Here is a 22,003-nt window from a genome sequence, read left to right on the forward strand (position 1 = left end):
GATAACATATGTCAGCAAAATCCGTAAAGCTAGAAAATGTAACGAAACAATTTACCGATGATGAAGGAAAGACAATGACAGCAGTTAACGATGTCAGTTTGCATATTGAAAAAGGAGAATTTGCAACACTACTAGGTCCTTCCGGATGCGGAAAGACAACTACACTGCGTATGATTGCCGGATTTGAAGAACTATCGAATGGTGTAATTATGTTTGGAGAGGATAATGTTCAAAATATCCCTGCAAATAAAAGAGACTGCACAATGGTGTTCCAATCCTATGCATTGTTTCCACATATGTCCGTGTATGACAACATCTGCTATGGATTAAAACTAAAAAAGTTAAGTAGAAGTGAAATTGAAAAACGGGTGACACCAGTCATGGATATTATGAACTTACATGTGAATAAAAACAGGATGCCAAACCAATTATCTGGCGGTCAGCAGCAGCGTGTTGCGCTTGCCCGGGCATTGGTAATGGAGCCTGGAGTGCTACTTTTCGATGAGCCGTTATCCAATTTAGATGCGAAACTACGAATTACGATGCGTGATGAAATACGCCGTATCCAGAAAAAACTTGGCATTACAGCAATTTATGTCACACATGATCAAAGTGAAGCGATGAGTTTGAGTGACCGTATTGTTGTTATGAATGAGGGGCATATTGAACAAGTAGGACCGCCAATGGAAGTATATCAAAAACCAAAAACAAAATTTGTTTCAGACTTTATTGGGACAGCAAACTTCTTAGAAGGCGTTGTAGATAAGAAAGAATCGGATCGTCTCTTTGTAAAAACGAAACAAACTACCATCGAAGTTTTACAGCAGGATGCAGATACATTTCATGAAGGGCAATCTGTTTCTGTTGTTGTTCGGCCAGAAGCAATCAATCTTAGTAAGGAAGGAACAGAGCCTGCGAAAGTTCTAAAAAGTGTATTTATGGGACAGATACAAGAGTACGAGTTAGATTTTAATGGTATTCAATTGCATGCGGTTGTTGCTGATCCAGGCGGGAAAGAAGTTTATTATGACGGCGATAGTGTGAACCTGACATTTTCACAACGTTCGTTGCATGTTGTACCGGCATAAGGTTAAATAGAAGGAGGGGAGAGATGCTATGCGAAAAATAACAATGCTATTGTTCGTAGTCCTTCTCCTTCTTTCTGGTTGCAGCAAGGCTGGGCAAAAAGAAGTATTACAGGTTTATACTGGAATGGATACAGCTTATATGATCCGAATTGCAGAGCAGTTTGAACGAGATACGGGTATCCATATTTCTTTTCAAAGAAAAAGTAATCTCGAAATTCTTCAATCATTGGAGAATGGAGAAGAGGAATTTGATATTTGGTATGGTGGTTCGTCTTTTTTAATGGAAGAGGCGAAACAGCAAGGACTCTTGGAACCATATATTTCGGACTATAGAGAAGAAATTGACGAAATATATAAGGATGAAGAAGGGTATTGGACTGGAATTAGTGTAGGGGTCTTGGCCATTGTAACCAATCGTCAATGGCATGTGGAACAAGGGGTAAGTAACCCGCAACGGTGGAGTGATCTGCAACGGGTAGAATATAAGAACTGGCTGACATTGCCAAATCCAGAATCAACAGAAGCAGGGTACCTTACGATTGCTCTCTTTGATGAATTATATGGAGATTTGCGAACAAGAAGTGTGCTGCAAAATATTAATCAAAATGTGACTGATTACACTTTGGCAGAAGATTCAACTGGAAGGTTTATAGGTTATAAGGAAAGTGCTGCAACGATTATGTTTGCTCACGATGCCATGCGCCTGAAGAATGAAGGATTTAATGAGTTGAATATTATCTACCCGACAGAACCGACAACGTATGAAGTCGAAGCAATCGCTATGACGACAGATGCCCAAAACCAAGAGGCTGCACAGGAGTTTATTGATTGGTCATTAACAAAGGAAGCACAGGAAATAGGACAAAGAATAGGAAATTATCATATGCTGACCAATGTGAATGCAGTAAATCCGCCACAGTCCGTATCGTTGGATGAATTATTGATTATACCTATCGATGAGAAAAAAGCAGTCGAGCATCGGTATGATTTAATATCAGACTTTAAAGAGGTTATCAAATACAGAGAGTAAAGGAGAAGATGTATTGTGACAAATATTATTTTTGATTTACATACGCATCATGATAGATGCGGGCACGCAGAAGGTAAGATAGAGGATTACATTCGAACGGCAATAGAGCATAATTTACATTATATTGGAATCTCCGATCACTCTCCTTATTTTTATTCAGAGGAAGACCAGCTGTATCCAGGAATCGCCATGGCGAAGAGTGAACTGGATGAATACGTAAATGAAGTATTGACGCTGAAAGAAAAATATAAGAATAAAATTCACGTTTTACTTGGGATGGAGAGTGATTATTTTCCGGAATATGCAGCTATGTACAGGAATATTTATAAAAAATATCCATTTGATTATATCATCGGCTCCGTGCACCATGTTCACGAAAAAAGTATTTTTCAAAAAGGCAGATGGGATCAGCTATCAGAAGGAGAGCGTCTGGAGGAAAAAGAAACCTACTACCATTCGATTCAACAATCTGCCAAAAGCGGTATGTTTCAAGTCTTGGGACATATTGATGCGATGAAAGGATATTTATTAGATTTTCATGGTGTCAAAACACCAGTGATAGAAGAAACATTAAAAGTCATTGCAGATGAAGGTGTTGCTATTGAAGTGAATACATCCGGTAAAAATAAGGATTGCGGCGGATGGTATCCTTCCCATGAAATATTAGAAAGGGCATGCCATTACGGTGTGGATATATCTTTTGGTTCAGATTCTCACGTACCTTCTAGAGTAGGAGATGACTACTTAGAAGTACAGGGAACCTTAAAACAAATTGGCTTTCAGGAAATGGTCTATTTTGTTAACAAGAAAAGATGTACGGTGTCACTTTAATTGTGTGGAGTATGAAGAAACCCGCATACGCTCATTCTTTAGCGGATGTGGGTTTTTCTAAAATTAGGATGTTATCGTTCAAGAATATAAGATGTCCTATTCAATCTGTTTGATGAAGATAAAAATAAAATAGTCTAGTAAAAAAGAATTACGAAGGGACGCGATGGAATGAAAAATCATCTATTAATCTCTGATTTAGACGGCACCTTACTTGATGGAAAGCAGAAAATAAGTATGGAGAATAAAACATCTATCAAGCAATTTATAAAGAACGGCGGATTGTTTACCATTGCTACCGGAAGGATTGAAGAATCTGTTTATCCTTATATGCAAGAATTAGGGATTGCACTTCCTGTTATTTTGTATAATGGAGCTGTTATTTATGATTATCAGAAAAAACAGCGTATATTTGAACAAAAGATTACTCAATTCACACCATTATTTGACCAATTACAAACATTCAGTGAAGATTATTCAATTGGAATAAATTATTATCAAAATAAAAGAGCCTATACGCTAGATTACAATGAATTGGTTAAAGAGAATGAGATAAAAGATAAAGTGAAGGTTAAGGAAATAGATGCTGATTTTGATACAAGCTATGTGACAAAAGTTCTTGTTATTTCAAATGACTCTGCTAATTTAAAAAAATGTGAACAGCTAGTACAATCCAGTGATGTTTCTTGTGATATGGTCTATTCAGATAAAATTTATTTAGAAATTTTACCAAAGGATGCTTCCAAGGGAAACGCTGTGAAAGAACTTCTCAAATATATAGAACGAACCGACTTACATACCACTTGTGTCGGGGATCATGAAAATGATTTGACCATGTTACAAACAGCTGATACAGCCTATGTGGTTGAAAATGCCATTGATTTATTGAAGCAGCAGAACTTTCGGGAAACCGTTCATCATGAGCATCATGCTATTCAAAGCATTATAGAAGATATAAGTCATTCTGTTGCTTTAAAGTGATAAAAGTAGATTATTGATACAATTCAAATTCTGAAGAGAAGGTGATGTCATGTTTGAAGAGGTATGTGAAATCGTCATAGTAGCAGGGAGAAAACTGGTAGAAAAGGTGAATTCTAGATTCACTGTTGAAACAAAGGGTAGCGATATGGATTTAGTTACAGAAATGGATAAGAAAACAGAAAAATATATAACCGAGGAAATAAAGAGGGATTTCCCAGAGCATGCTGTTTTTGGAGAAGAAACAGTGGAAGAGATAGGTCATGATAAAATGCTAGAAATGTTAGAAACGCACCCTAATCTATGGGTAATTGACCCCATTGATGGAACGACGAATTATGTACACGGATTGCCGGGATATACGATTTCAGTAGCTTTATATCGTAAAGGGGAAGCTGCTTTTGGCATTATTTATGATCCCGTTGCAAATGAACTATTTATTGCTGAACGTGGAAAAGGAGCGACATTAAATGGAGAAACAATTCATGTCAGCGGACAGAATTCTTTAGCTGAAAGCCTTGTTTCAACAGGAGTCCCAGCTAAATATGAAAGTGACCGTAATCATGTCTTAGAGGGATATGTGAAAATTGCTCCGTTGACTCGAAATGTCCGTACTTTCGGTTCAGCTGCCTTGCATTGTGCTTATGTTGCTTCTGGACGTTTGGATGCATTTTGGGAATGGGGTGTGAATATTTGGGATATTGCTGCAGGCAGATTGATTGTCGAGGAAGCAGGGGGAAGTGTTTACCAATTGGATGGAAGTGATGTTCGCTTTGAATTTCCGAATTTCACTTGTACGAATGGAAAGATTGATGAGGAGTGGAAGGAGACGTTTGCTTCTATACATGGTTTTTTATGATAAATTTTAAGTGTGCTATTCAAAAGGAAAGAATATGATAGTAATTGGACATAAGAACATTCCTGGGAAGGAAATTTCCTAAGGAATGTCTTTTTTTATTTCTGGCGGGTACTTAGAGAGAGTACATAAAAAGAGATATGCCGGTTAATGGAAATTATGATAATCTCCTATATGATGTGAGCAATGTGGAAATACTTCCTTTTATTCTACGCACAGTTTATTTCTATATCATTCAAAATAGAATATGATAACCTTTCCCTCTAAAATAAAACTAAATTATTGTTAATTATCCTATATTTTTTAATTATTGTATTTCCCTTTACAATAAAACCCATTTTATGGATTCTTATAATATTGGTTAAAATAGCGATAATAGAGACAAGGAAATCCTTCCTTGCCTCTATTTAATGCTGATTTCATTTACCTTAACTCTAAAGGATGTCAGATAACTGACCGTTGCAACGGTCAATTATCAGTAAAGCGTTTTCTGCAAATTAAGTTAATATAAATATGACAAGGAGGGGTGCTGTGAGTTCAAAAAATAATCGTGAACAAAAACTGTTACTGTTTCTTTCCAAAAATCAAGATTACGTTACATCAGATGATATAGCTAAAATATTAAACGCTTCTCAAAAAACAGTTTATCGTTTAATAAAAAAAATTAATGATGAATATGAAAGCGGTTCTTTAATTCTCTCTGAGAAAGGGAGAGGCTACAAACTGGATTACGAAAAATTTATTAATTATCAAAAAAGAAATAAACAATACAAAGCAGACGCTTTTTCTCCTCGTGAGAGGCGTAAACGAATTATGGAAGAATTGTTATTGTCTTCTCCGAAACCTATAAATATCTATCACTTGTATAGCAACTATTATGTGGGAGACTCCGTTGTATCGAATGATGAACAAATAATGAGTGAAGAGCTTAAAAAGTACAGCTTGGTGTTAGAACGAAAAAATAGAAAGCTGGCTATATTAGGAGAAGAAATTAACATTAGAAAGGCAATTAAGGACATTATTGAAATATTTAATATTATTGATATTGATGATTTAAAAAATAACCCGGAACTTAATTTTAATAAATATGACGTTTTATTTATTTTAGACCAAATAAGGAGCATTGAAAAAGATTTAAATATAACAATCCCTTATCCATATAACGTAAATATTTTTTCGCATCTTTATATCTTGCTAAGTCGTTCAAGGAAAAATCCATATCTATTGTTTCCAGATGCGGTATCCCCTGAAGAAATAGAGAATATGAGAGAAAATAATATTTTATATCAGGTTGCGAAGACTACGGTCCATCATATTGAACAATATTTGAATAATACATTGCCGGAAATTGAAATTTATTTCCTTTATCAATACTTGGTGTCATCGAGAATGCAAGGGGTTGTTGGTTCCACGTCAACTTTTTCCTCAGAAGTTATTAAAGTGACTAAATTGTATATTGATGAAATGGGCACCAAATTAGGTATAAATATAGATAGCCAATCGATTTTTATAGATTTGGCTAACCATATTAAACCAATGCTGAATAGATTAGAACATAAAATTAGAATTAAAAACAATTTGTTAAGTCAAATTAAAATAACCTATGAAGAAATATTCGCAGGGGTAACAAAAGTTTCTGAGCTAGTAAGTGAGAAGCTTGATTTGCCGGTAATAAATGATGATGAAAATGGTTTTATCACGCTATATTTCGCAAAAATTATTGAGACAAGCCAGCATCAGCACCCTATCAAAACGCTTATCATGTGCACAACAGGAATTGGAACTTCAGAACTCTTAAAAGCAAAAGTAGCTAAAAAATTTCCTGAATTAGAAATTGTAGATGTCGTAGCTTCCCGAAATATGCAAATGTTTAAAGAAAAATATGCTGATATTGAACTGATTCTAAGCACGGTTCATATTGGAGACCCAATATGTGTTCACTCTTTATTAGTAAGTGCCATGTTTACAATGGATGACCAAAAAAGGCTTCAAAGTAAAATAGAGGAGATTTATCATGAACGATAATTCATTTTACCAAGTTTATTTCAATAGTACTTTAGAAACGAAAGAGCAGGTATATGATTTTATTTCTACCATCGCCTGTCCGCATCATTCTTATCAGCAACGACAAGCTATTATTCATCAATTGAACGAGCGGGAAAAGGTTGGAAGCCCATTAATAGCAGAACATGTTTTGCTGCCGCATATGGAAAGTAATCTGCTTGAGGAAAGTCAAATTGTATTTCTTAGATTAACAAAGCCAATATTGTGTTGGGATAACAATATAGAAGATATTCGACTAATCATTATTATCTTATTAAAGGCAGATGAACAAGAGGAAATAAAGAAAAAAATCTCTTTATTTACAAGATCTTTAGCAGATGAAGATTATTTAAACCGTTTATTAAATGCCGAAGAACCATCAAGTTTATATAAAGAAATCATTACATTTTAGAGGAGGAAACATGATGAAAATTGTAGGAGTTGCAGCATGTACTGTAGGAATTGCTCACACATATATTGCACAAGAAAAACTTGAAAATGCCGGAAAGAAAGCAGGGCATCAAATTCATATAGAGACACAAGGAACTATTGGGACAGAAAACGAATTAACAGCAGAACAGATTGCAGGAGCTGATATTGTTATCTTGGCAGCAGATGTAAAAATTTCTGGACAAGAACGTTTTGAAGGGAAACGAACCATTCAAGTACCAACAGAAATTGCTGTGAAATCACCAAATAAACTTATTGAGAAAGCAGAAGAGGTAGTAAATAAAAATCAATAAACTTTTTATTAAATGGAGGGGAAAGTATGGATGTAAAAGACATTATAGATGTAAATACGATCAAAATAAATATGAATGCTAAAAGTAAAGAAGAAGCATTAATAGAATTGGCAAATTTACTTTTAGAAAATGAGTATATCACAGATATAGAAGGATTTATGAAAGATATTTATGATCGAGAAGCAGAAGGACAGACAGGAATCGGAAATTACATTGCAATTCCTCATGGAAAAAGTGATTTTGTGCAGAAATTAGGAGTGGCTATTGGAATTAGTGAAGAAGAAATTCCATGGGAAACACTGGATGGAAATGGCGTGAAAGGAATCATTCTCTTTGCTGTAGGAAACGACAATGAAGGTGCGCAAAATCATCTGAAATTATTATCTTTATTTGCAAGAAAATTAGGTAATGATGAAGTAATCAAAAAATTACTCCATGCTTCAAAGAGGGAAGAAGCGAAAGAAGCTTTTAGTAATTAATATAAGGGAGAGAAAAGGATGAAAATTGTAGGAGTTGCAGCATGTACTGTAGGGATTGCTCATACGTATATTGCACAAGAAAAACTTGAAAATGCCGGAAAGAAAGCAGGGCATCAAATTCATATAGAGACACAAGGAACTATTGGAATAGAAAACGAATTAACAGCGAAACAGATTGCAGAAGCTGATATTGTTATTATAGCAGCGGATGTGAAAGTTTCTGGGCAAGAACGTTTTGAGGGGAAGCGAACTATTCAAGTATCAACAGAGATTGCTGTAAAGTCACCAAACAAACTAATTGAAAAAGCAAAAGAAGTTGTTGGATAAAGTAATCAATGAATGGTATAGGAGGGTGGCAAATGAAGAAATTTTTTAGAGAATTAAACCTTAAAGGTCATCTATTAACGGCAATTTCATATCTGATTCCAATCGTTTGTGGAGCAGGTTTCTTAATAGCAATTGGTATGGGATTTGGAGGTACAAGCCAGGATATATTGGTACAAGGTGAGTTTTCTATTTGGGATGCTTTGGCAACAATGGGAGGAGCAGGTCTCGGTTTATTACCGGTAGTTATCTCTACAGGGATTTCATACTCCATTGCTGGAAAACCAGGGATCGCTCCAGGTTTTATTATCGGTTTAACTGCTAATGCCATTGAAGCTGGCTTCATTGGCGGAATTTTAGGCGGGTTCTTATCAGGTTATCTTGCTATAAGTATTTTAAAATACTTTAAAGTGCCTAAGTGGGCTAAAGGATTAATGCCGACGTTAATCGTTCCATTTTTTACTTCTATTATTGGCGGTTTAATCATGGTTTACATTATTGGTGTACCGATTGCTGCTTTTACATCAATGTTAACGAGTGCTTTAAATAATTTAGGATCTTCTTCTTTATTAGCATTTGGTGGCGTTGTAGGTATATTGAGCGGGGTTGACTACGGCGGTCCAATTAATAAAACTGTATTTGCCTTTGTATTGACCATGCAGGCAGAGGGTCTCAATGGCCCGATTACAGCATTACAATTAGTAAACACAGCAACACCGGTCGGTTTTGGATTAGCATATTTTATAGCAAAATTGTTTGGGAAAAAAATCTATAAACCTTTAGAAACAGAGACGTTAAAATCGGCAGTTCCAATGGGCTTTATTAATATTGTGGAAGGTGTCATTCCAATTGTTATGAATGATATCATTCGTTGTGTGATTGCAACAGCTGTTGGCGGAGCTGCAGGTGGAGCAGTATCGATGATGTTAGGAGCTGATGCAACAGTACCATTCGGCGGAGTATTAATGTTACCAACGATGACTAATCCGATGTCGGGAGTTATTGCACTATTAGTCAATATTCTTGTAACGGGAGTAACATTGGCTTTAATCAAGAAAGATGTATCTAAAGACGAAGCGAGCGTAGAAACAGAAGTGGAAGAAGAAGAGATTGATTTAGATGATATTAAAATTTATTAATATAATAATGAAACTTTTTCTAAACGCTGAAAAAAGCTATAGAGACTAAAGGGATACTGGAGAACTTTTCAATATAATCGTAAATAAACGGAGGATTAGTAGAATATGAGAAAAGTAGAATTTTCACCGTCACTAATGACGATGGACTTAGATAAATTTAAAGAACAAATTACTTTTTTAAATAATCATGTAGACTCTTACCATATTGATATTATGGATGGCCATTATGTACCTAATATTACGCTATCTCCATGGTTTATCGAAGAAGTGCGTAAAATAAGTGATTTACCTATGTCTGCTCATCTTATGGTAAAAGATCCAAGCTTTTGGGTGCAACAATTAGTTGATATGAAGTGTGAATGGATTTGTATGCATGCAGAAGTACTTGATGGTTTAGCATTTCGATTAATTGATCAAATACATGATGCTGGGCTAAAAGCAGGAGTGGTGCTGAATCCGGAAACCCCAATTGATGCCATTAACCCTTATATTGAGTTAGTCGATAAGATTACAATTATGACAATTGATCCAGGGTTTGCAGGGCAACGTTTTATCGAAAGCACCTTAGATAAAATTGTGGCATTAAGAGAATTACGGGAAGAAAAAGGTTATCAATACGTCATTGAAATGGATGGTTCATCTAATCGTAAATCATTTAAAAGAATTGATGCGGCTGGTCCTGATATCTATATTGTAGGTCGAAGCGGTTTATTTGGACTAAATGAAGATATTGAAAAATCATGGGAAATAATGCGTAATGATTATGAGGAAATGACCGGGAAAGTATTATCATAAAACGTAAAGAGGCCATTTAAGAATTTGCATAGCAAATTGTTAAATGGCCTCTTTTTCATTAGAGAAAAGTATATCTTTGAGTTTCATGATGTCAAAACACCAGTTGTAGAAGAAACATTAAAGGTAATTGCTATTGAAGTGAATACATCTGGTAAAAATAAGGATTGATGCGGCTGGTATTCCTCCCATGAAATATTAGAAAGAGCATGCCATTCCAGTATTGATATCCCTTCCGAATCCGATTCGCATGTACCTTCCAGAGTAAATGATGATTACTTGGAAGTACAGGAAACATTAAAGCAAATTGATTTTAAGGAAATAGTCTATTTCATAGATAAGAAAAGATGCATAGTTGCACTTTAATGTGCCGAGTTTGAGGGAAACTCAGGTTTGCTTATTTAGTTACTGATTTAAGTATACTATTCATAAAAGAAAGAATATGAAAGAGATATTAGTATTGAAAAACTTAAAAAATGACTGTAGTTACACATATAGTAAATGAAAGAACTTTCCTAGGAGAGATACCCTAAGGGATGTCTTTTTATATCTGTCGTGTATTCAGATAAATACGCCGGTTAATAGAAATCCTGATAATCTTCTCTATTAGACGAGCAATGTGGAAATGCTTACCTTCTCAGTCTGCGCACAATTTATTTCTCAATTTATTTCTATATCATTCAAAATAGAATACGACAACCTTTATTTACACTATCTAATTACTTTTTATTTGACGAAGCGTATATTTGTAATTGTTGAAAACGCTTCCTTAATAGTCAGGAAACGATTCAGTATAGCGGTGGAAATTAAGGTGTATTTATAATGAATTTAGGAGGCGAACTAAGTGAAGGAGCGTCATGCCCGTTTACTCCAGTTATTAAAAATGTATGAACAGGAGGGGAAATATGTTGGTGGAGACGTGCTTAGTGAAAAGTTGGGAGTAAGCACGAGGACAATAAGAAGTGATATTCGGTATTTAAATGAAAATTACCTTGCAGATGCGGAAATAAGTTCAAATAACCGTCTGGGCTATAAGCTTGAAGGAAAAATGGAGGTTTTTAAGAAACAGGATTATTTTGAGTTTAATCAACGTGCTTTTTATATTGTCCAATTGTTAATGGAAGCGGATTCTTGGATGTCTTATCAGGAAATAGCGGATTGTTTACATGTTTCTGCACAGACGATTAATTCTGACTTGAATCGAATCACTGAGTTGATAAGCAGTCAGCAACTTGAGATTACGCTTGAAACAGAGACATTCTCAGGCATACGTATGATTGGGAATGAAATAGATAAACGTTTATTATTAGCTCATTTTGTAAAAAGAGATTTTGCGACAAAAGATGAATTAAGACATGAATTAAGAGAGCTTTTTACAAAATGGTGGTTTGAAGAAAGACAAATTGACGAGACCATGGCGCATTTAGACGAGGTTTTGGAACAATATGGTGTATCCCTAAATATACAAGTTAAGTCTATGCTGATTGTGGCAGTTTTAATACAAAAATATCGTTTAAATCAAAAAGCTATTTCTAAATTTGAATTAGACCTGAGTCAAGACGACCAATCATTGAAAGAGAATTCTGCAGCCCAAGCTATTTTGAAAAAAGAAGGTATGCCAGATGGCGAACTACTTTTAAGAGAATCTTCATTTCTAGCGGTTCAACTAATAGGGTGGAAGGTATTTCCTGATTCCAATGGGATAAAGGATAATCTTCTGTTTAGAAATATCGACTTACAAATTAATGAATCACTAGCTGTTTTAGGTGATAAATATGGGTATGATTTTTGGGAAGATCACCAGCTGGTTAATGGTTTGCAGGCTCATATAAAAAGAATAATCTATCCATTAACATATAAAGCTTTAATAAATAATCCGTTTTTATCCTTTATTAAATCAGAATATATCCAAGCCTATCAAATGGCTGTTGTTTTTTCCAAGTTAATAAGCAGCCGAGTTTCTGTCCATATTCCTGAAAACGAGGTGGGGTATATTGCGCTTCATATTGAAGCAGCTATTGAAAGGATGAATGATCTGAAAATCAAGGCAGCTGTTATTTTCAAAGAAAATCACGTTCTGGCTACACTAAGTAAACAGAAGATTGAAAACCACTTTAGACAGATTGAAGTGATTGACATTTATTCTATCGATGAACTGCACAAGCTGCCTGAAAATGTATCCTTGGTTATTTCCCAATTACCGATTAAAAATATCAATAAAAAAGTAATCGTAGTCAATGAATTTCTGCAGGCAGATGATTTGGCCTCCATCAAGCAAAATATCACTTTCGGTATATTAAAAGATAGGGTGAGTGAGGAAAAATTAATCTATCTCAATGAGTCAACAAAAGAGGCTTTTTTAGAGAAGATGGTTGATTATTTTCGCCTGCAGCGTTACTTCAATGGCATACTGGATCGGGAGAATCTGTCTCCTACAGATATCGGTAATGAAATTGCATTACCACATCCGCTTTTTTCAACAAATGAAAAAGAATCTTACATTTATATTGGAGTAAATCAGCAAAGAATTGCCTGGGGAGAACGTTCTGTTCGTTTAGTATTTTTACTCATTTTAAGCGAAAAAGATAAATTGAAATATGAATATATTTATCGAGAAATCTATCAATTAATGAAAAATAAATCAACAGTTGAAAATCTATTATCTACAAATTCATATGAAGAATTTATGGAAAATTTACAATGATATATTGGAGGAATAAAAATGTTAATGACAATGAAAGAAATTCTAGACGTAGCATATAAAAATAAATTTGCAGTGGGTTCTTACAATGTTTCCAACAGTGAGTTGTTAAGAGCGATTATAGAAACTGCCGAAGAAAAAAATTCACCGGCAATTATTCAAATCCATCCCAATGAGCTTAATCTGGTAGGAGATGACTTTGTTGCTTATGCAAGAGAAGCTGCTCATAAAGCGAAAGTTCCCGTTGTCATTCATCAGGATCATTGCGGAACCATTGAAGGGACACTGCGGGCGATTCGAAATGGCTATACCTCTGTAATGATTGACGGGTCGCATTTACCATTTGAAGAAAATATAGAATTGACGAAGAAAGCTGTAGAAGTTGCTCATGCAGTAGGCGTTTCGGTAGAAGCTGAATTAGGAACTATTGGAGAAAATGAAGGAAGCTCAGAAGGAGGAGCAGCCCAAATTTTATATACAGACCCTGATCAGGCGCAAGAATTTGTAGAACGTACGAACTGCGATACGTTAGCAGTTGCTATTGGGACTTCGCATGGTTTTTATCCGAAAAATTTAAAGCCAGAGATTCAATTAGACCGTTTGGAAAAAATCAATAATAAATTGGATATCCCGCTTGTTCTACATGGAGGTTCTGATAATCCAGATGAGGATATACGCAACTCAACAAAGTACGGAATTGCTAAAATTAATTTATCCAGTGACATGAAACGGGCATTTTTCAATCAGCTGCGTACTACATTAGCCGAAAAACCAGATGATTTTGAGCCAGATATTCTATTCCCGGAAGCAAATAAGGCAGCGAAGGAAGTATTAAGAAATAAAATGGATTTGTTTGGTTCCTCTAATAAGGCTTCTCTTTATTGTTTAGGAGCAAAATAATACAAAAATTCCTTTTCTATTTTATTCTAACGAATTATAAAGGAGCTATGTGTGATGGAAGAATTGGAAATAGATTTGTCCGAATTGATTGATGAAACAGCTATCGACTTAAAAATGGATGTTCAGTCAAAGAGTGAAGCGATTGAAAAACTGACTGATTTGCTAATTTATAACGGAGCAATCGAATCAAAGGAAACTTTTTTGGAGGATGTTTTTGAGCGTGAAGAGCAAGGATTGACTGGAATTGGCAATGGTATTGCTATTCCTCACGGGAAATCAACAGGTGTCCAAAAAACTTCCATAGCGATTGGAAGATCGAAGAACGGTTTGGAATGGGAAACGTTGGATGAAGAGCCTGTTCAGACAATTATCTTATTTGCGGTTACTGAAAATGATAAGAATAACTTTCATTTAAAGCTTTTGGCTAAAATTGCAGGGGCACTGGCAGATGAAAACGTTTGTTATCAAGTTAAGAACGCCGATAATGCAAATGAAATTATTCGTGCTTTGCAAAAAGAAAACTAGAAAATAATCTTGTTCAGTTATTAAAAAAAGATTAATTCACAAGGAGGCATATGTATGAAGATTGTTGGAGTAGCAGCTTGTACAGCGGGAATAGCTCATACTTATTTAGCGAAAGAAAAGCTGGTGAAAGCTGCGGAAGAAGCTGGACACATCGTGAAGATTGAAACGCAGGGAACAATTGGAACTGAAGATGAGTTAACAACAAAAGAAGTTGCAGAAGCTGATGTTGTGATTATAGCGGCGGACATCAGCATTACAGGAAGAGACAGATTTAAAGACAAAAAAGTAATCCAGATTCCTACGCATATTGCTATGAAATCGCCTAAAGCACTAGTAAAGAAAATAGAAGATGAACTAAATGCTGCGACGGAATAGGAGGGTAAATGGTGAAAAAGGCTGGTGTTGTAATCAAGAAGCATTTACTTACAGGAATATCTTATATGATTCCGCTTATCGTAGCGGCGGGAATATGTATAGCATTAGGCCAAATATTTGGCGGGATTGATGTTGCAGAGAAGGAAGGGACAATTCCTTTTTATTTAAATCAAATCGGCGGTTGGGGTATGACGTTAGTGGTTCCATTGATTTCAGCAGCTATAGCCATGTCTATTTCAGATAGACCCGGGCTTGCACCTGGACTCGTCATCGGTTTTATCGCCAATGAAATAGAAAGTGGTTTTATAGGCGGGATTATCGGTGGTTTCTTAGTAGGCTATGTCGTCCTTTTGGTCAAAAAATATATCAAAGTACCGAAAAGCATGCTTGGACTGATGCCGGTAATGATTATTCCAGTAATTACAACCGTTATCAGCGGGCTCCTAATGATTACTATCATTGGACAGCCTATATCTGCTTTGCAGGGTACATTATTAACAATGCTTGAGAATATGGAAGGTGGATCCAATTTTATTATGGGTTCTATTCTTGGCGCGATGGCAAGTTTTGACTTTGGTGGTCCCGTAAATAAGACAATGTCTCTTTTTGCAGATGGATTACTGGTTGATGGTGTTTATGGACCGCAGGCAGTTAAGTTTATCGGTTCTATGGTTCCTCCATTTGGCATTGCTTTGTCTTTTTTGATAACACGTTATAAATACACAAAAATGGAAAAAGAAGCGTTGAAAGCTGCGGTTCCGATGGGAATATGTATGATTACAGAAGGTGTTATTCCTATTGCTGCAAGAGATATCATCCGTGTCGTTACCTCCTGCTCATTAGGGTCGGCAGTCGGCGGCGGTTTATCCATGACACTTGGAGTAGGCAGCACCGTACCTCACGGCGGATTACTGGTGGTCCCTTTGATGATTCAGCCAATGTATTTCCTTCTTTGTTTAGGTATCGGAATTATTGTAACAGGTATTACATTATCTGTATGGAAACCGGCAGTAAAAGAACATGAAGAGAATAAAGCGGAAGAAGAGGAAGCAGATCTTTCAGGAATTGATTTTAAAACAGGATTATAAAATGAAATAATGCAGAATGACCGACATTCCTATTAGTTTTTGGATATATATTTTGGTAAATGAAAAGGAAATTGCAGCATATGTGTAGGAAATACTATGGTTATTGGTGCTTTAGAAGTGGATATTCCATCTAATAGCGCTGGTCTAGAAATCATAACACATATAATTTGAGAAGAAGCTATTTACGAAAAACTATCATCTATTCTCATTGGATGGTGGTTTTTCGTTGTGGACTCTTATACTAAGTTTCTGTACCTATTAAATTAAAAGAAACAAAAGCGCGATAACTCTTCAAAAATAATACAGTCATAAACCCAGTTAATTAAAGGTTTATGCTGTATTTTATTAATAGAACGATTTGGTTCATTATTCCATGCTTTAAAGCTACTCAAAAAAGACCAATACAAGTTATCCAACTATATTTAAATTTTTGCTCTAGACAAATCGAAATGATAATTTACAAATGAAGAATCAATAAGCCCCAAATGCTGTAATCCATATAAAATCCCATCTTGATTACAATCTGTTGTGACATAAGAAGCGACGTCTTTTAATTCACTGACTGCATTTCCCATAGCAACGCCATTTTTTACTGATGACAGCATCTCTATATCATTCTCACCATCCCCAAAGGCATAGACATTCTCCATAGCTGCGCCTGCATACTCGATAAATTTTTGAATTCCTATAGCTTTGGAAGAGTCCGCAGGCAATACATCTGCTCCAAAGTATCCCCAACGAACAAACTTATAATCTGTGTATTTTTCTTTATAGATGATTTCTTCTTGTTCTGTGCAGAGTAAATTTAACTGATTTACTGTGTTCTGCTTATAATAATCTGGATCAACTGCAGGATAGTCCAGTTTTAAATGTAAAAAATTGTCCTTCGCAAGTGGATGGTCAGCATGTGTAATAATAAGATCTTTATGGTTTCCAAAACCAATTGCATGGTTATGTTGATCGGCAAATGTTGTAATATCATTAACAAATGTTGAATCTAATGGCTCCGAATAAACCTCGATTCCGTCACATACCAGTAGCTGGCCATTGAAAGCTATATAAGAGGAAATATTTAATTCTTTTTGAATATGTTGAAACATATTAGGCGCCCTCCCAGTAGCTATCACCGTATAGTGACCTTTCTTTTGTAAATACTGGATGGCTGTTTTGGTGCTCTCAGGTATGATTTTATCTTCTGTCACCAGTGTCCCATCAATATCAAAAAAGATGATTTTTTTCTCATTCATTTTTTATCTCCTTAAAGTAAACCATAATGTATGAAAAGCATTTCAGGTCAATATTTAAATTTCAATAATTGAATGTTGAAATATAGTCAAGAAAAATTTGACCAGAATAGAATGCTATTTCTGACCTTCAATTCATAAAAGAGTATTAAACACAGAATTGCTGAGAAAGAACCTATATAATCTAATATAAAACTTTTACAGAAAAAGTCACATACCCTTGTGAATCAATGAGCATAATAAACGTTGGGCTGAAATTGAATTTACTTTGTAGTCAGCCCAATCTAAAATGAGAAGTATCAGGAGGCGAACAATAATGCATATCGATGAAAGAAGCAATCAACTATTACAAGAATTAATCAATAATCCCCATGCAACATTGAAGTCACTTGAATCTAAGATGAGCATTAACCAGCGGCAAATAAAATATAGTCTTGAGAAAATTAATACCCATTTAATGGATGCCCATCATGTGCAAATTGAACGTACTCCTAAAGGGCAATTTATTATTCCAGGGGAAATCACAGAAATGTTTTCAGCAGAAAGAAGTGGTCATTCCTATGTGTTATCAGAAAATGAAAGGGTTGATATCCTGCTAATCATTATTTTAAATCGTTCGCAGGATTTATCACTTACCCATTTAACAGAATTGCTGGATTTTAGTAGAAATACAATAACCAAAGTGATTAAGCAAGCGAAAGAAAATCTTAAACTCTATCAAATCGAATTAAATTATTCGAGGATAGAAGGGTATCAACTTTTAGGAGGTGAGTATGAAAAAAGAAAGCTGCTGTTTGATATCATCCAACAGTATGTAAAGAATAGAAAAGATAGAGAATTATTAGAGAAGTATGGGAATATAAATCCGGAAGATTTAAAAATGTTTTATCGCAAATTGGAGCAATGCGAAAAAACATTAGGCTATACATTTTCTGACAATATGATTTCTACGGTAGCTTATTGCTTAGCGGTTTGGCAGAACCGTGTAAAGCAAGGAAAGACAGTAGAAGGAAATGAAATGAGTAAGTTTGATTTGGCAGATACAAAAGAATTTTATACGGTGAAAAAAGTATTTTATGAGCTTCGTTTTACTAAGGAAAGTGAATTACATTACGTAACACTTCAGCTTATGATTATGAATGTGTTTTCTACAAATAATTATTATACTAGCGAATCAATGAATGCCATCAAAAATGCATTGAAGGAAATGCTGGATAAATTTGAGAGGGTTAGTGTGATTGATATTCCTCAAAAGGAATTATTAGTAGAAAAATTATATATTCATATGAAGCCTGCCTACTACCGAATTAAATATGATCTTATTGATAATTCATCGTTAGCTCTAAAATTCGATCAAAATCTTACAAACATCCATCGAGTAATTAAGTTGATTGTTGAACCAATTGAAAGCGCTCTAGACAAAAAAGTTCCGGAGAGCGAACTGGTTTATATCACTATTATTATAGGCGGCTGGCTAAGACAGCATGGTATTGATTTTAATAAAAAGATTTTAGCGGCAGTTGTTTGCCCAAATGGTCACTCTGTTTCCGCTATGATTCATGTAACGTTAACGTCTATATTTAAAGAGTTTCTATTTTTAAATCCGATGTCCATTCGTGAATTCTCCAATTATGAAGGAGAAGTAGATATGGTTTTTACAACAGATAAATTGGATACCGATGTAAAACAATTTTTGGTTGAACCGATTATGAGCGAAACAAAGATTAGAAAATTACAGTCTGCTGTTTATACAGAGCTTTATGGTTTCTCCTTTTCAAATATTGACATGGACTCTATTATGAGCATTATCGAAGAACATGCCGATGTCAAAAATCGCTTCAAGCTAGTTGATGGCTTAAATAAATATCTGCTGGGACAGAATGCATCAGCTTCTCAAATAAACCAGTATGATACAGAAAAGAAATTAGATGATTTTCTAGTCAATGACACCGTCCAAATAATAGAGAGAATGAACAGCTGGGAAGAAGCAATTCGATTGGCTTCTCAACCACTTCTGGAAAGCGGGCATATAAGAGAAACTTATGTAGATGCTGTTATTGAGCACTGCAGAAAAAATTCAGATTATATTATATTAGCAAAACGGATAGCAATTCCGCATGCAAAACCGGAAGATGGTGTGTTGAAGCTCGGGATGAGCCTGTTAAATCTGAAGGAGCCTGTAGAATTTCCGAATGGACAGCGTTTGAATTTGATTTGCTTTATTGCCGCAGAAGATAAAGAAAAGCATATTAATTCATTATTGCAGCTTAGAAGACTTGCAGAGCATGAATATACAGTTAATCAAATAAAAAAAGCAGACTCTGTAGAAAAAATGGAAAAAGTTATTAGAGATTTTGTAGACGAGGTGATTTATGGTGACAAATAAAATAATGATATCAGAGGATGCTGTTTTTACAAACCTGGGAGCATCTAATAAAGAAGAAGCTCTAAGGTTAATGTCCAATGCATTTTCAGAAAATGGATATGTTAATGAAGGGTACTACGAGAGTATCTTGGATAGGGAAAAGAATGCTCCAACAGGAATTGAAGCGTATGATTTTGGTATTGCTATTCCACATACAGACCCCAAATTTGTAAACAGTGATTCGTTAGGGGTAGCTGTTTTAAAAGACCCTGTGCAGTTTCATAGCATGGTCAATGTAAAAGAAACGATTGAGGTTAAAGTGATATTTTTATTAGGGTTATCCAAGAGTACAAAGCATTTGAATATACTACGTCAAATTATGGACTTAATCAAAGAGGAGGGCGTGTTAAAGAAAATGACCGCCATGCCTCAAAAAGAACTTTATCAATTTTTACAAAACCATTTAAAATCAGAATAAAATTGGAGGAATTTAAAATGAAAAAAGATATTATTTTTGCTTGTTCGAGCGGGATTGCAACATCAACGGTAGTAGCAGAGAAGGTGAAAGAGCATTGTGAAAAGAATGGAATTGATGTGAATGCACGTCAAGGTACAGTGGGAGAACTGTCCGGATTAGATGGCTCTGTTGACTTATTTGTTGTTACTTCTGATGTTGGCGGCGGTTATAATACACCAGTTGTGAATGCGCTACCTATCCTTACTGGGGTCGGAGAAGAAGAAGTTTTAGATCAAATTGTTTCTATTTTAAAAGGATAAAAATCTGGGCTAATACTAGAATCTATGGGTGAAATAAATATAAGCATATGATGAAAAAACGGTATAATTAATGGTTTGAGCTGGAAGGGTAACCATAATGATTTTTATTCAAGATAAGCACAGAAAAAGTACTATTTTCTGTAGTGTCTGCTTACCACCTGAATCAATAGGGCATCGTATTTTCAGTCATAGATTTCAGTTAATGCTCAACTTCCAAATTAATCTATTTATTGATATATTTTACTTTTGATTATTTGACGTTAGAAATAAACTTATTATCAGAGAACCATATTTTAGAATAAGGAGATGAGAATTATGGGACAAACAATAGTAGATGGGTTTCAATACATTCTTAGTTTCGGACCTGAAGTAATGCTGCCGATTATTATATTCATCATGGCTATTTGTTTTCGGGTCAGCTTCAGTAAAGCACTAAAATCTGCTTTAACAATTGGATTTGGTTTTGTAGGTATATTTTTAGTGCTCGATTTGCTGACGGGTAGTCTTGGTCCTGCCATAGAAGCAATGATAGATAACTCAGGAGTAGACCTCCCTGTCATGGATACAGGTTGGCCGCCACTTGCAGCTATTGCATTTGCGTCACCAATTGCTCCAATTGTCATTATATTAACAATTGTTATAAACGTAGTGATGATTTTATTTAAGTGGACAAAAACCGTTGATGTCGATTTGTGGAACTATTGGCATTTTGCATTTGCTGGTTCATTAGTGTATATCGCTACAGGAAATATCATTTTTGGGCTGCTTGGTGCGGCAGTTGCTACCATTATCACGTTTAAACTTGCAGATTGGTCCGCTCCATATATTCATAAAAGAATGGGGCTACCTGGAATTTCCCTGCCGACATTATCATCAGCTATCTACTTCCCTGTTGGAATATTAGGAGATAAAATCATTAATTTAATTCCTGGTCTTAACAAATTAAATGCTGATCCAGAATCGATAAAAAAACGTTTCGGCGTATTTGGAGAACCTATGATGATTGGCGTTATTTTAGGTATTCTTATCGGGATTATTGCCAGATTTGAAATTAGAGACATTATCGAATTGGGAATTTCTTTAGGAGCAGTTATGTTTATTATGCCTCGAATGGTTAAAATCCTTATGGAAGGATTGATTCCGTTATCAGACGCCATACGTAATTTTCTGCAGAAACGTTTCCCTGATCGTAAAGATTTGAATATCGGTCTAGATATAGCAGTTATAATTGGTAACCCTGCTGTTGTTTCTACAGCGTTATTATTGGTACCGATTACAATATTATTAGCTGTCATTCTTCCAGGAGTTATCATTATGCCATTAGGAGATTTACCATTCATCGTGGTGCCATTAGCAATGGTTCTGGTTGCTACCAACAAAAATATCATACGGTCGGCAATCATTGGTATACCCATGATTATCGTCTCTCTCTATTTTGCATCAAATTTAGCTCCACTTGTTACGAATGTAGCCGAAAGTATTCACTATGATTTTCCAGAGGGAGCTACCTCTATGATTAATAGCTTTTTAGATGGAGGTAATCCGGTCCGGTATTGGCTTGTTATGTTAGCTCAAGGAAGCTGGATTGCGATTGCAGCTATCCCAGTTGTTCTCCTAGCTGTTTGGTATATTTATAAACTTAGCAGAAGAGATTTCGATGAAAACGGTCAGTTAAAAGAATGAGAATATTATGGAAATTATTGAACGAAAGTAATCGAAATGGGAAAG

At 35.2% G+C, this 22,003-nt stretch carries 23 protein-coding genes; 22 read left to right on the forward strand and 1 reads right to left on the reverse strand.

The window, feature by feature from the left end; translation table 11 throughout:
* Positions 1 to 8: 8 nt before the first annotated feature.
* The 18 genes from MKY45_RS03290 (at position 9) to MKY45_RS03375 (ending at position 15,889) form a co-directional block, all read left to right on the forward strand.
* Positions 9 to 1,088, forward strand: coding sequence for an ABC transporter ATP-binding protein (locus MKY45_RS03290; protein WP_193062808.1), 1,080 nt, complete (start codon positions 9 to 11; stop codon positions 1,086 to 1,088).
* Between the two features lie 28 nt (positions 1,089 to 1,116).
* Positions 1,117 to 2,118 carry an extracellular solute-binding protein gene (locus tag MKY45_RS03295; RefSeq protein WP_341172497.1) on the forward strand — a complete coding sequence of 334 codons (1,002 nt, stop codon included), beginning with the start codon at positions 1,117 to 1,119 and terminating at the stop codon, positions 2,116 to 2,118.
* Positions 2,119 to 2,142: 24 nt separating this feature from the next.
* On the forward strand, positions 2,143 to 2,949 hold the full coding sequence (locus MKY45_RS03300) for a histidinol-phosphatase (RefSeq protein WP_341173465.1): 807 nt from the start codon (positions 2,143 to 2,145) through the stop codon (positions 2,947 to 2,949).
* 168 nt (positions 2,950 to 3,117) lie between these two features.
* Complete coding sequence (locus MKY45_RS03305) at positions 3,118 to 3,927, forward strand: Cof-type HAD-IIB family hydrolase (protein WP_341172498.1); 810 nt, start codon at positions 3,118 to 3,120, stop codon at positions 3,925 to 3,927.
* 49 nt (positions 3,928 to 3,976) lie between these two features.
* Positions 3,977 to 4,783: an inositol monophosphatase family protein gene (locus MKY45_RS03310; protein ID WP_341172499.1), complete on the forward strand. Its 807-nt coding sequence runs from the start codon at positions 3,977 to 3,979 to the stop codon at positions 4,781 to 4,783.
* A 528-nt stretch (positions 4,784 to 5,311) separates the two neighbouring features.
* A complete protein-coding gene (locus MKY45_RS03315) occupies positions 5,312 to 6,805 on the forward strand; it encodes a BglG family transcription antiterminator (protein WP_341172500.1) in 1,494 nt (497 codons plus the stop codon).
* On the forward strand, positions 6,795 to 7,235 hold the full coding sequence (locus MKY45_RS03320) for a PTS sugar transporter subunit IIA (protein WP_212928715.1): 441 nt from the start codon (positions 6,795 to 6,797) through the stop codon (positions 7,233 to 7,235). The genes MKY45_RS03315 and MKY45_RS03320 overlap by 11 nt, the downstream gene beginning before the upstream one ends.
* Positions 7,236 to 7,248: 13 nt before the next feature.
* On the forward strand, positions 7,249 to 7,566 hold the full coding sequence (locus MKY45_RS03325; protein ID WP_341173466.1) for a PTS fructose transporter subunit IIB: 318 nt from the start codon (positions 7,249 to 7,251) through the stop codon (positions 7,564 to 7,566).
* 26 nt (positions 7,567 to 7,592) lie between these two features.
* Positions 7,593 to 8,045 carry a fructose PTS transporter subunit IIA gene (locus MKY45_RS03330; protein ID WP_212928713.1) on the forward strand — a complete coding sequence of 151 codons (453 nt, stop codon included), beginning with the start codon at positions 7,593 to 7,595 and terminating at the stop codon, positions 8,043 to 8,045.
* An 18-nt stretch (positions 8,046 to 8,063) separates the two neighbouring features.
* The gene (locus tag MKY45_RS03335; RefSeq protein WP_341172501.1) at positions 8,064 to 8,372 is read left to right on the forward strand and encodes a PTS fructose transporter subunit IIB; all 309 of its coding nucleotides are present in this window, start codon (positions 8,064 to 8,066) and stop codon (positions 8,370 to 8,372) included.
* 32 nt (positions 8,373 to 8,404) lie between these two features.
* The gene (locus MKY45_RS03340) at positions 8,405 to 9,508 is read left to right on the forward strand and encodes a PTS fructose transporter subunit IIC (RefSeq protein ID WP_341172502.1); all 1,104 of its coding nucleotides are present in this window, start codon (positions 8,405 to 8,407) and stop codon (positions 9,506 to 9,508) included.
* Positions 9,509 to 9,613: 105 nt separating this feature from the next.
* Positions 9,614 to 10,303, forward strand: a complete 690-nt coding sequence (alsE, locus tag MKY45_RS03345; RefSeq protein ID WP_212928710.1) for a D-allulose 6-phosphate 3-epimerase — start codon at positions 9,614 to 9,616, stop codon at positions 10,301 to 10,303.
* Positions 10,304 to 10,327: 24 nt separating this feature from the next.
* Positions 10,328 to 10,471 (forward strand): hypothetical protein, encoded by a 144-nt coding sequence (locus MKY45_RS03350; RefSeq protein ID WP_341172503.1) that lies wholly within the window; start codon positions 10,328 to 10,330, stop codon positions 10,469 to 10,471.
* A gap of 673 nt (positions 10,472 to 11,144) precedes the next feature.
* A complete protein-coding gene (locus MKY45_RS03355; RefSeq protein WP_341172504.1) occupies positions 11,145 to 13,004 on the forward strand; it encodes a BglG family transcription antiterminator in 1,860 nt (619 codons plus the stop codon).
* A gap of 18 nt (positions 13,005 to 13,022) precedes the next feature.
* Entirely contained in the window at positions 13,023 to 13,901 is an 879-nt protein-coding gene (locus MKY45_RS03360; RefSeq protein ID WP_339182426.1) for a ketose-bisphosphate aldolase, read from the forward strand.
* 54 nt (positions 13,902 to 13,955) lie between these two features.
* Positions 13,956 to 14,426, forward strand: coding sequence for a PTS sugar transporter subunit IIA (locus MKY45_RS03365; protein ID WP_341172505.1), 471 nt, complete (start codon positions 13,956 to 13,958; stop codon positions 14,424 to 14,426).
* A gap of 54 nt (positions 14,427 to 14,480) precedes the next feature.
* Positions 14,481 to 14,801: a PTS fructose transporter subunit IIB gene (locus MKY45_RS03370; RefSeq protein ID WP_212928707.1), complete on the forward strand. Its 321-nt coding sequence runs from the start codon at positions 14,481 to 14,483 to the stop codon at positions 14,799 to 14,801.
* An 8-nt stretch (positions 14,802 to 14,809) separates the two neighbouring features.
* Positions 14,810 to 15,889, forward strand: coding sequence for a PTS fructose transporter subunit IIC (locus MKY45_RS03375; RefSeq protein ID WP_341172506.1), 1,080 nt, complete (start codon positions 14,810 to 14,812; stop codon positions 15,887 to 15,889).
* Between the two features lie 422 nt (positions 15,890 to 16,311).
* On the opposite strand, the gene MKY45_RS03380 is transcribed toward MKY45_RS03375, so the two are convergent.
* A complete protein-coding gene (locus MKY45_RS03380) occupies positions 16,312 to 17,136 on the reverse strand; it encodes a Cof-type HAD-IIB family hydrolase (protein WP_341172507.1) in 825 nt (274 codons plus the stop codon).
* Positions 17,137 to 17,449: 313 nt separating this feature from the next.
* On the opposite strand from MKY45_RS03380, the gene MKY45_RS03385 reads away from it, so the two are divergent.
* From MKY45_RS03385 to MKY45_RS03400, 4 genes are all read left to right on the forward strand, one after another.
* A complete protein-coding gene (locus tag MKY45_RS03385; RefSeq protein ID WP_341172508.1) occupies positions 17,450 to 19,519 on the forward strand; it encodes a BglG family transcription antiterminator in 2,070 nt (689 codons plus the stop codon).
* Positions 19,506 to 19,976: a PTS sugar transporter subunit IIA gene (locus MKY45_RS03390; protein WP_341172509.1), complete on the forward strand. Its 471-nt coding sequence runs from the start codon at positions 19,506 to 19,508 to the stop codon at positions 19,974 to 19,976. Before MKY45_RS03385 ends, MKY45_RS03390 begins: the two co-directional genes overlap by 14 nt.
* A 17-nt stretch (positions 19,977 to 19,993) precedes the next feature.
* Positions 19,994 to 20,275 (forward strand): PTS sugar transporter subunit IIB, encoded by a 282-nt coding sequence (locus MKY45_RS03395; RefSeq protein WP_339182440.1) that lies wholly within the window; start codon positions 19,994 to 19,996, stop codon positions 20,273 to 20,275.
* Between the two features lie 315 nt (positions 20,276 to 20,590).
* Positions 20,591 to 21,958: a PTS galactitol transporter subunit IIC gene (locus MKY45_RS03400; RefSeq protein ID WP_339182442.1), complete on the forward strand. Its 1,368-nt coding sequence runs from the start codon at positions 20,591 to 20,593 to the stop codon at positions 21,956 to 21,958.
* The last annotated feature ends 45 nt before the right edge of the window (positions 21,959 to 22,003 follow it).

Source organism: Oceanobacillus sp. FSL K6-0251, from assembly GCF_038004725.1.
Classification (GTDB): Bacteria; Bacillota; Bacilli; order Bacillales; family Amphibacillaceae; genus Oceanobacillus; species Oceanobacillus oncorhynchi.

What these genes read in the sequence shown, in the direction of transcription:
- MKY45_RS03290 (WP_193062808.1), top strand. Translation starts at nt 9, where the DNA reads ATGTCAGCAAAATCCGTAAAGCTAGAAAATGTAACGAAACAATTTACC.
- MKY45_RS03295 (WP_341172497.1), top strand. Translation starts at nt 1,117, where the DNA reads ATGCGAAAAATAACAATGCTATTGTTCGTAGTCCTTCTCCTTCTTTCT.
- MKY45_RS03305 (WP_341172498.1), top strand. Translation starts at nt 3,118, where the DNA reads ATGAAAAATCATCTATTAATCTCTGATTTAGACGGCACCTTACTTGAT.
- MKY45_RS03310 (WP_341172499.1), top strand. Translation starts at nt 3,977, where the DNA reads ATGTTTGAAGAGGTATGTGAAATCGTCATAGTAGCAGGGAGAAAACTG.
- MKY45_RS03320 (WP_212928715.1), top strand. Translation starts at nt 6,795, where the DNA reads ATGAACGATAATTCATTTTACCAAGTTTATTTCAATAGTACTTTAGAA.
- MKY45_RS03325 (WP_341173466.1), top strand. Translation starts at nt 7,249, where the DNA reads ATGAAAATTGTAGGAGTTGCAGCATGTACTGTAGGAATTGCTCACACA.
- MKY45_RS03330 (WP_212928713.1), top strand. Translation starts at nt 7,593, where the DNA reads ATGGATGTAAAAGACATTATAGATGTAAATACGATCAAAATAAATATG.
- MKY45_RS03335 (WP_341172501.1), top strand. Translation starts at nt 8,064, where the DNA reads ATGAAAATTGTAGGAGTTGCAGCATGTACTGTAGGGATTGCTCATACG.
- MKY45_RS03340 (WP_341172502.1), top strand. Translation starts at nt 8,405, where the DNA reads ATGAAGAAATTTTTTAGAGAATTAAACCTTAAAGGTCATCTATTAACG.
- alsE (WP_212928710.1), top strand. Translation starts at nt 9,614, where the DNA reads ATGAGAAAAGTAGAATTTTCACCGTCACTAATGACGATGGACTTAGAT.
- MKY45_RS03360 (WP_339182426.1), top strand. Translation starts at nt 13,023, where the DNA reads ATGTTAATGACAATGAAAGAAATTCTAGACGTAGCATATAAAAATAAA.
- MKY45_RS03365 (WP_341172505.1), top strand. Translation starts at nt 13,956, where the DNA reads ATGGAAGAATTGGAAATAGATTTGTCCGAATTGATTGATGAAACAGCT.
- MKY45_RS03370 (WP_212928707.1), top strand. Translation starts at nt 14,481, where the DNA reads ATGAAGATTGTTGGAGTAGCAGCTTGTACAGCGGGAATAGCTCATACT.
- MKY45_RS03375 (WP_341172506.1), top strand. Translation starts at nt 14,810, where the DNA reads ATGGTGAAAAAGGCTGGTGTTGTAATCAAGAAGCATTTACTTACAGGA.
- MKY45_RS03380 (WP_341172507.1), bottom strand. Translation starts at nt 17,136, where the DNA reads ATGAATGAGAAAAAAATCATCTTTTTTGATATTGATGGGACACTGGTG.
- MKY45_RS03385 (WP_341172508.1), top strand. Translation starts at nt 17,450, where the DNA reads ATGCATATCGATGAAAGAAGCAATCAACTATTACAAGAATTAATCAAT.
- MKY45_RS03390 (WP_341172509.1), top strand. Translation starts at nt 19,506, where the DNA reads ATGGTGACAAATAAAATAATGATATCAGAGGATGCTGTTTTTACAAAC.
- MKY45_RS03395 (WP_339182440.1), top strand. Translation starts at nt 19,994, where the DNA reads ATGAAAAAAGATATTATTTTTGCTTGTTCGAGCGGGATTGCAACATCA.
- MKY45_RS03400 (WP_339182442.1), top strand. Translation starts at nt 20,591, where the DNA reads ATGGGACAAACAATAGTAGATGGGTTTCAATACATTCTTAGTTTCGGA.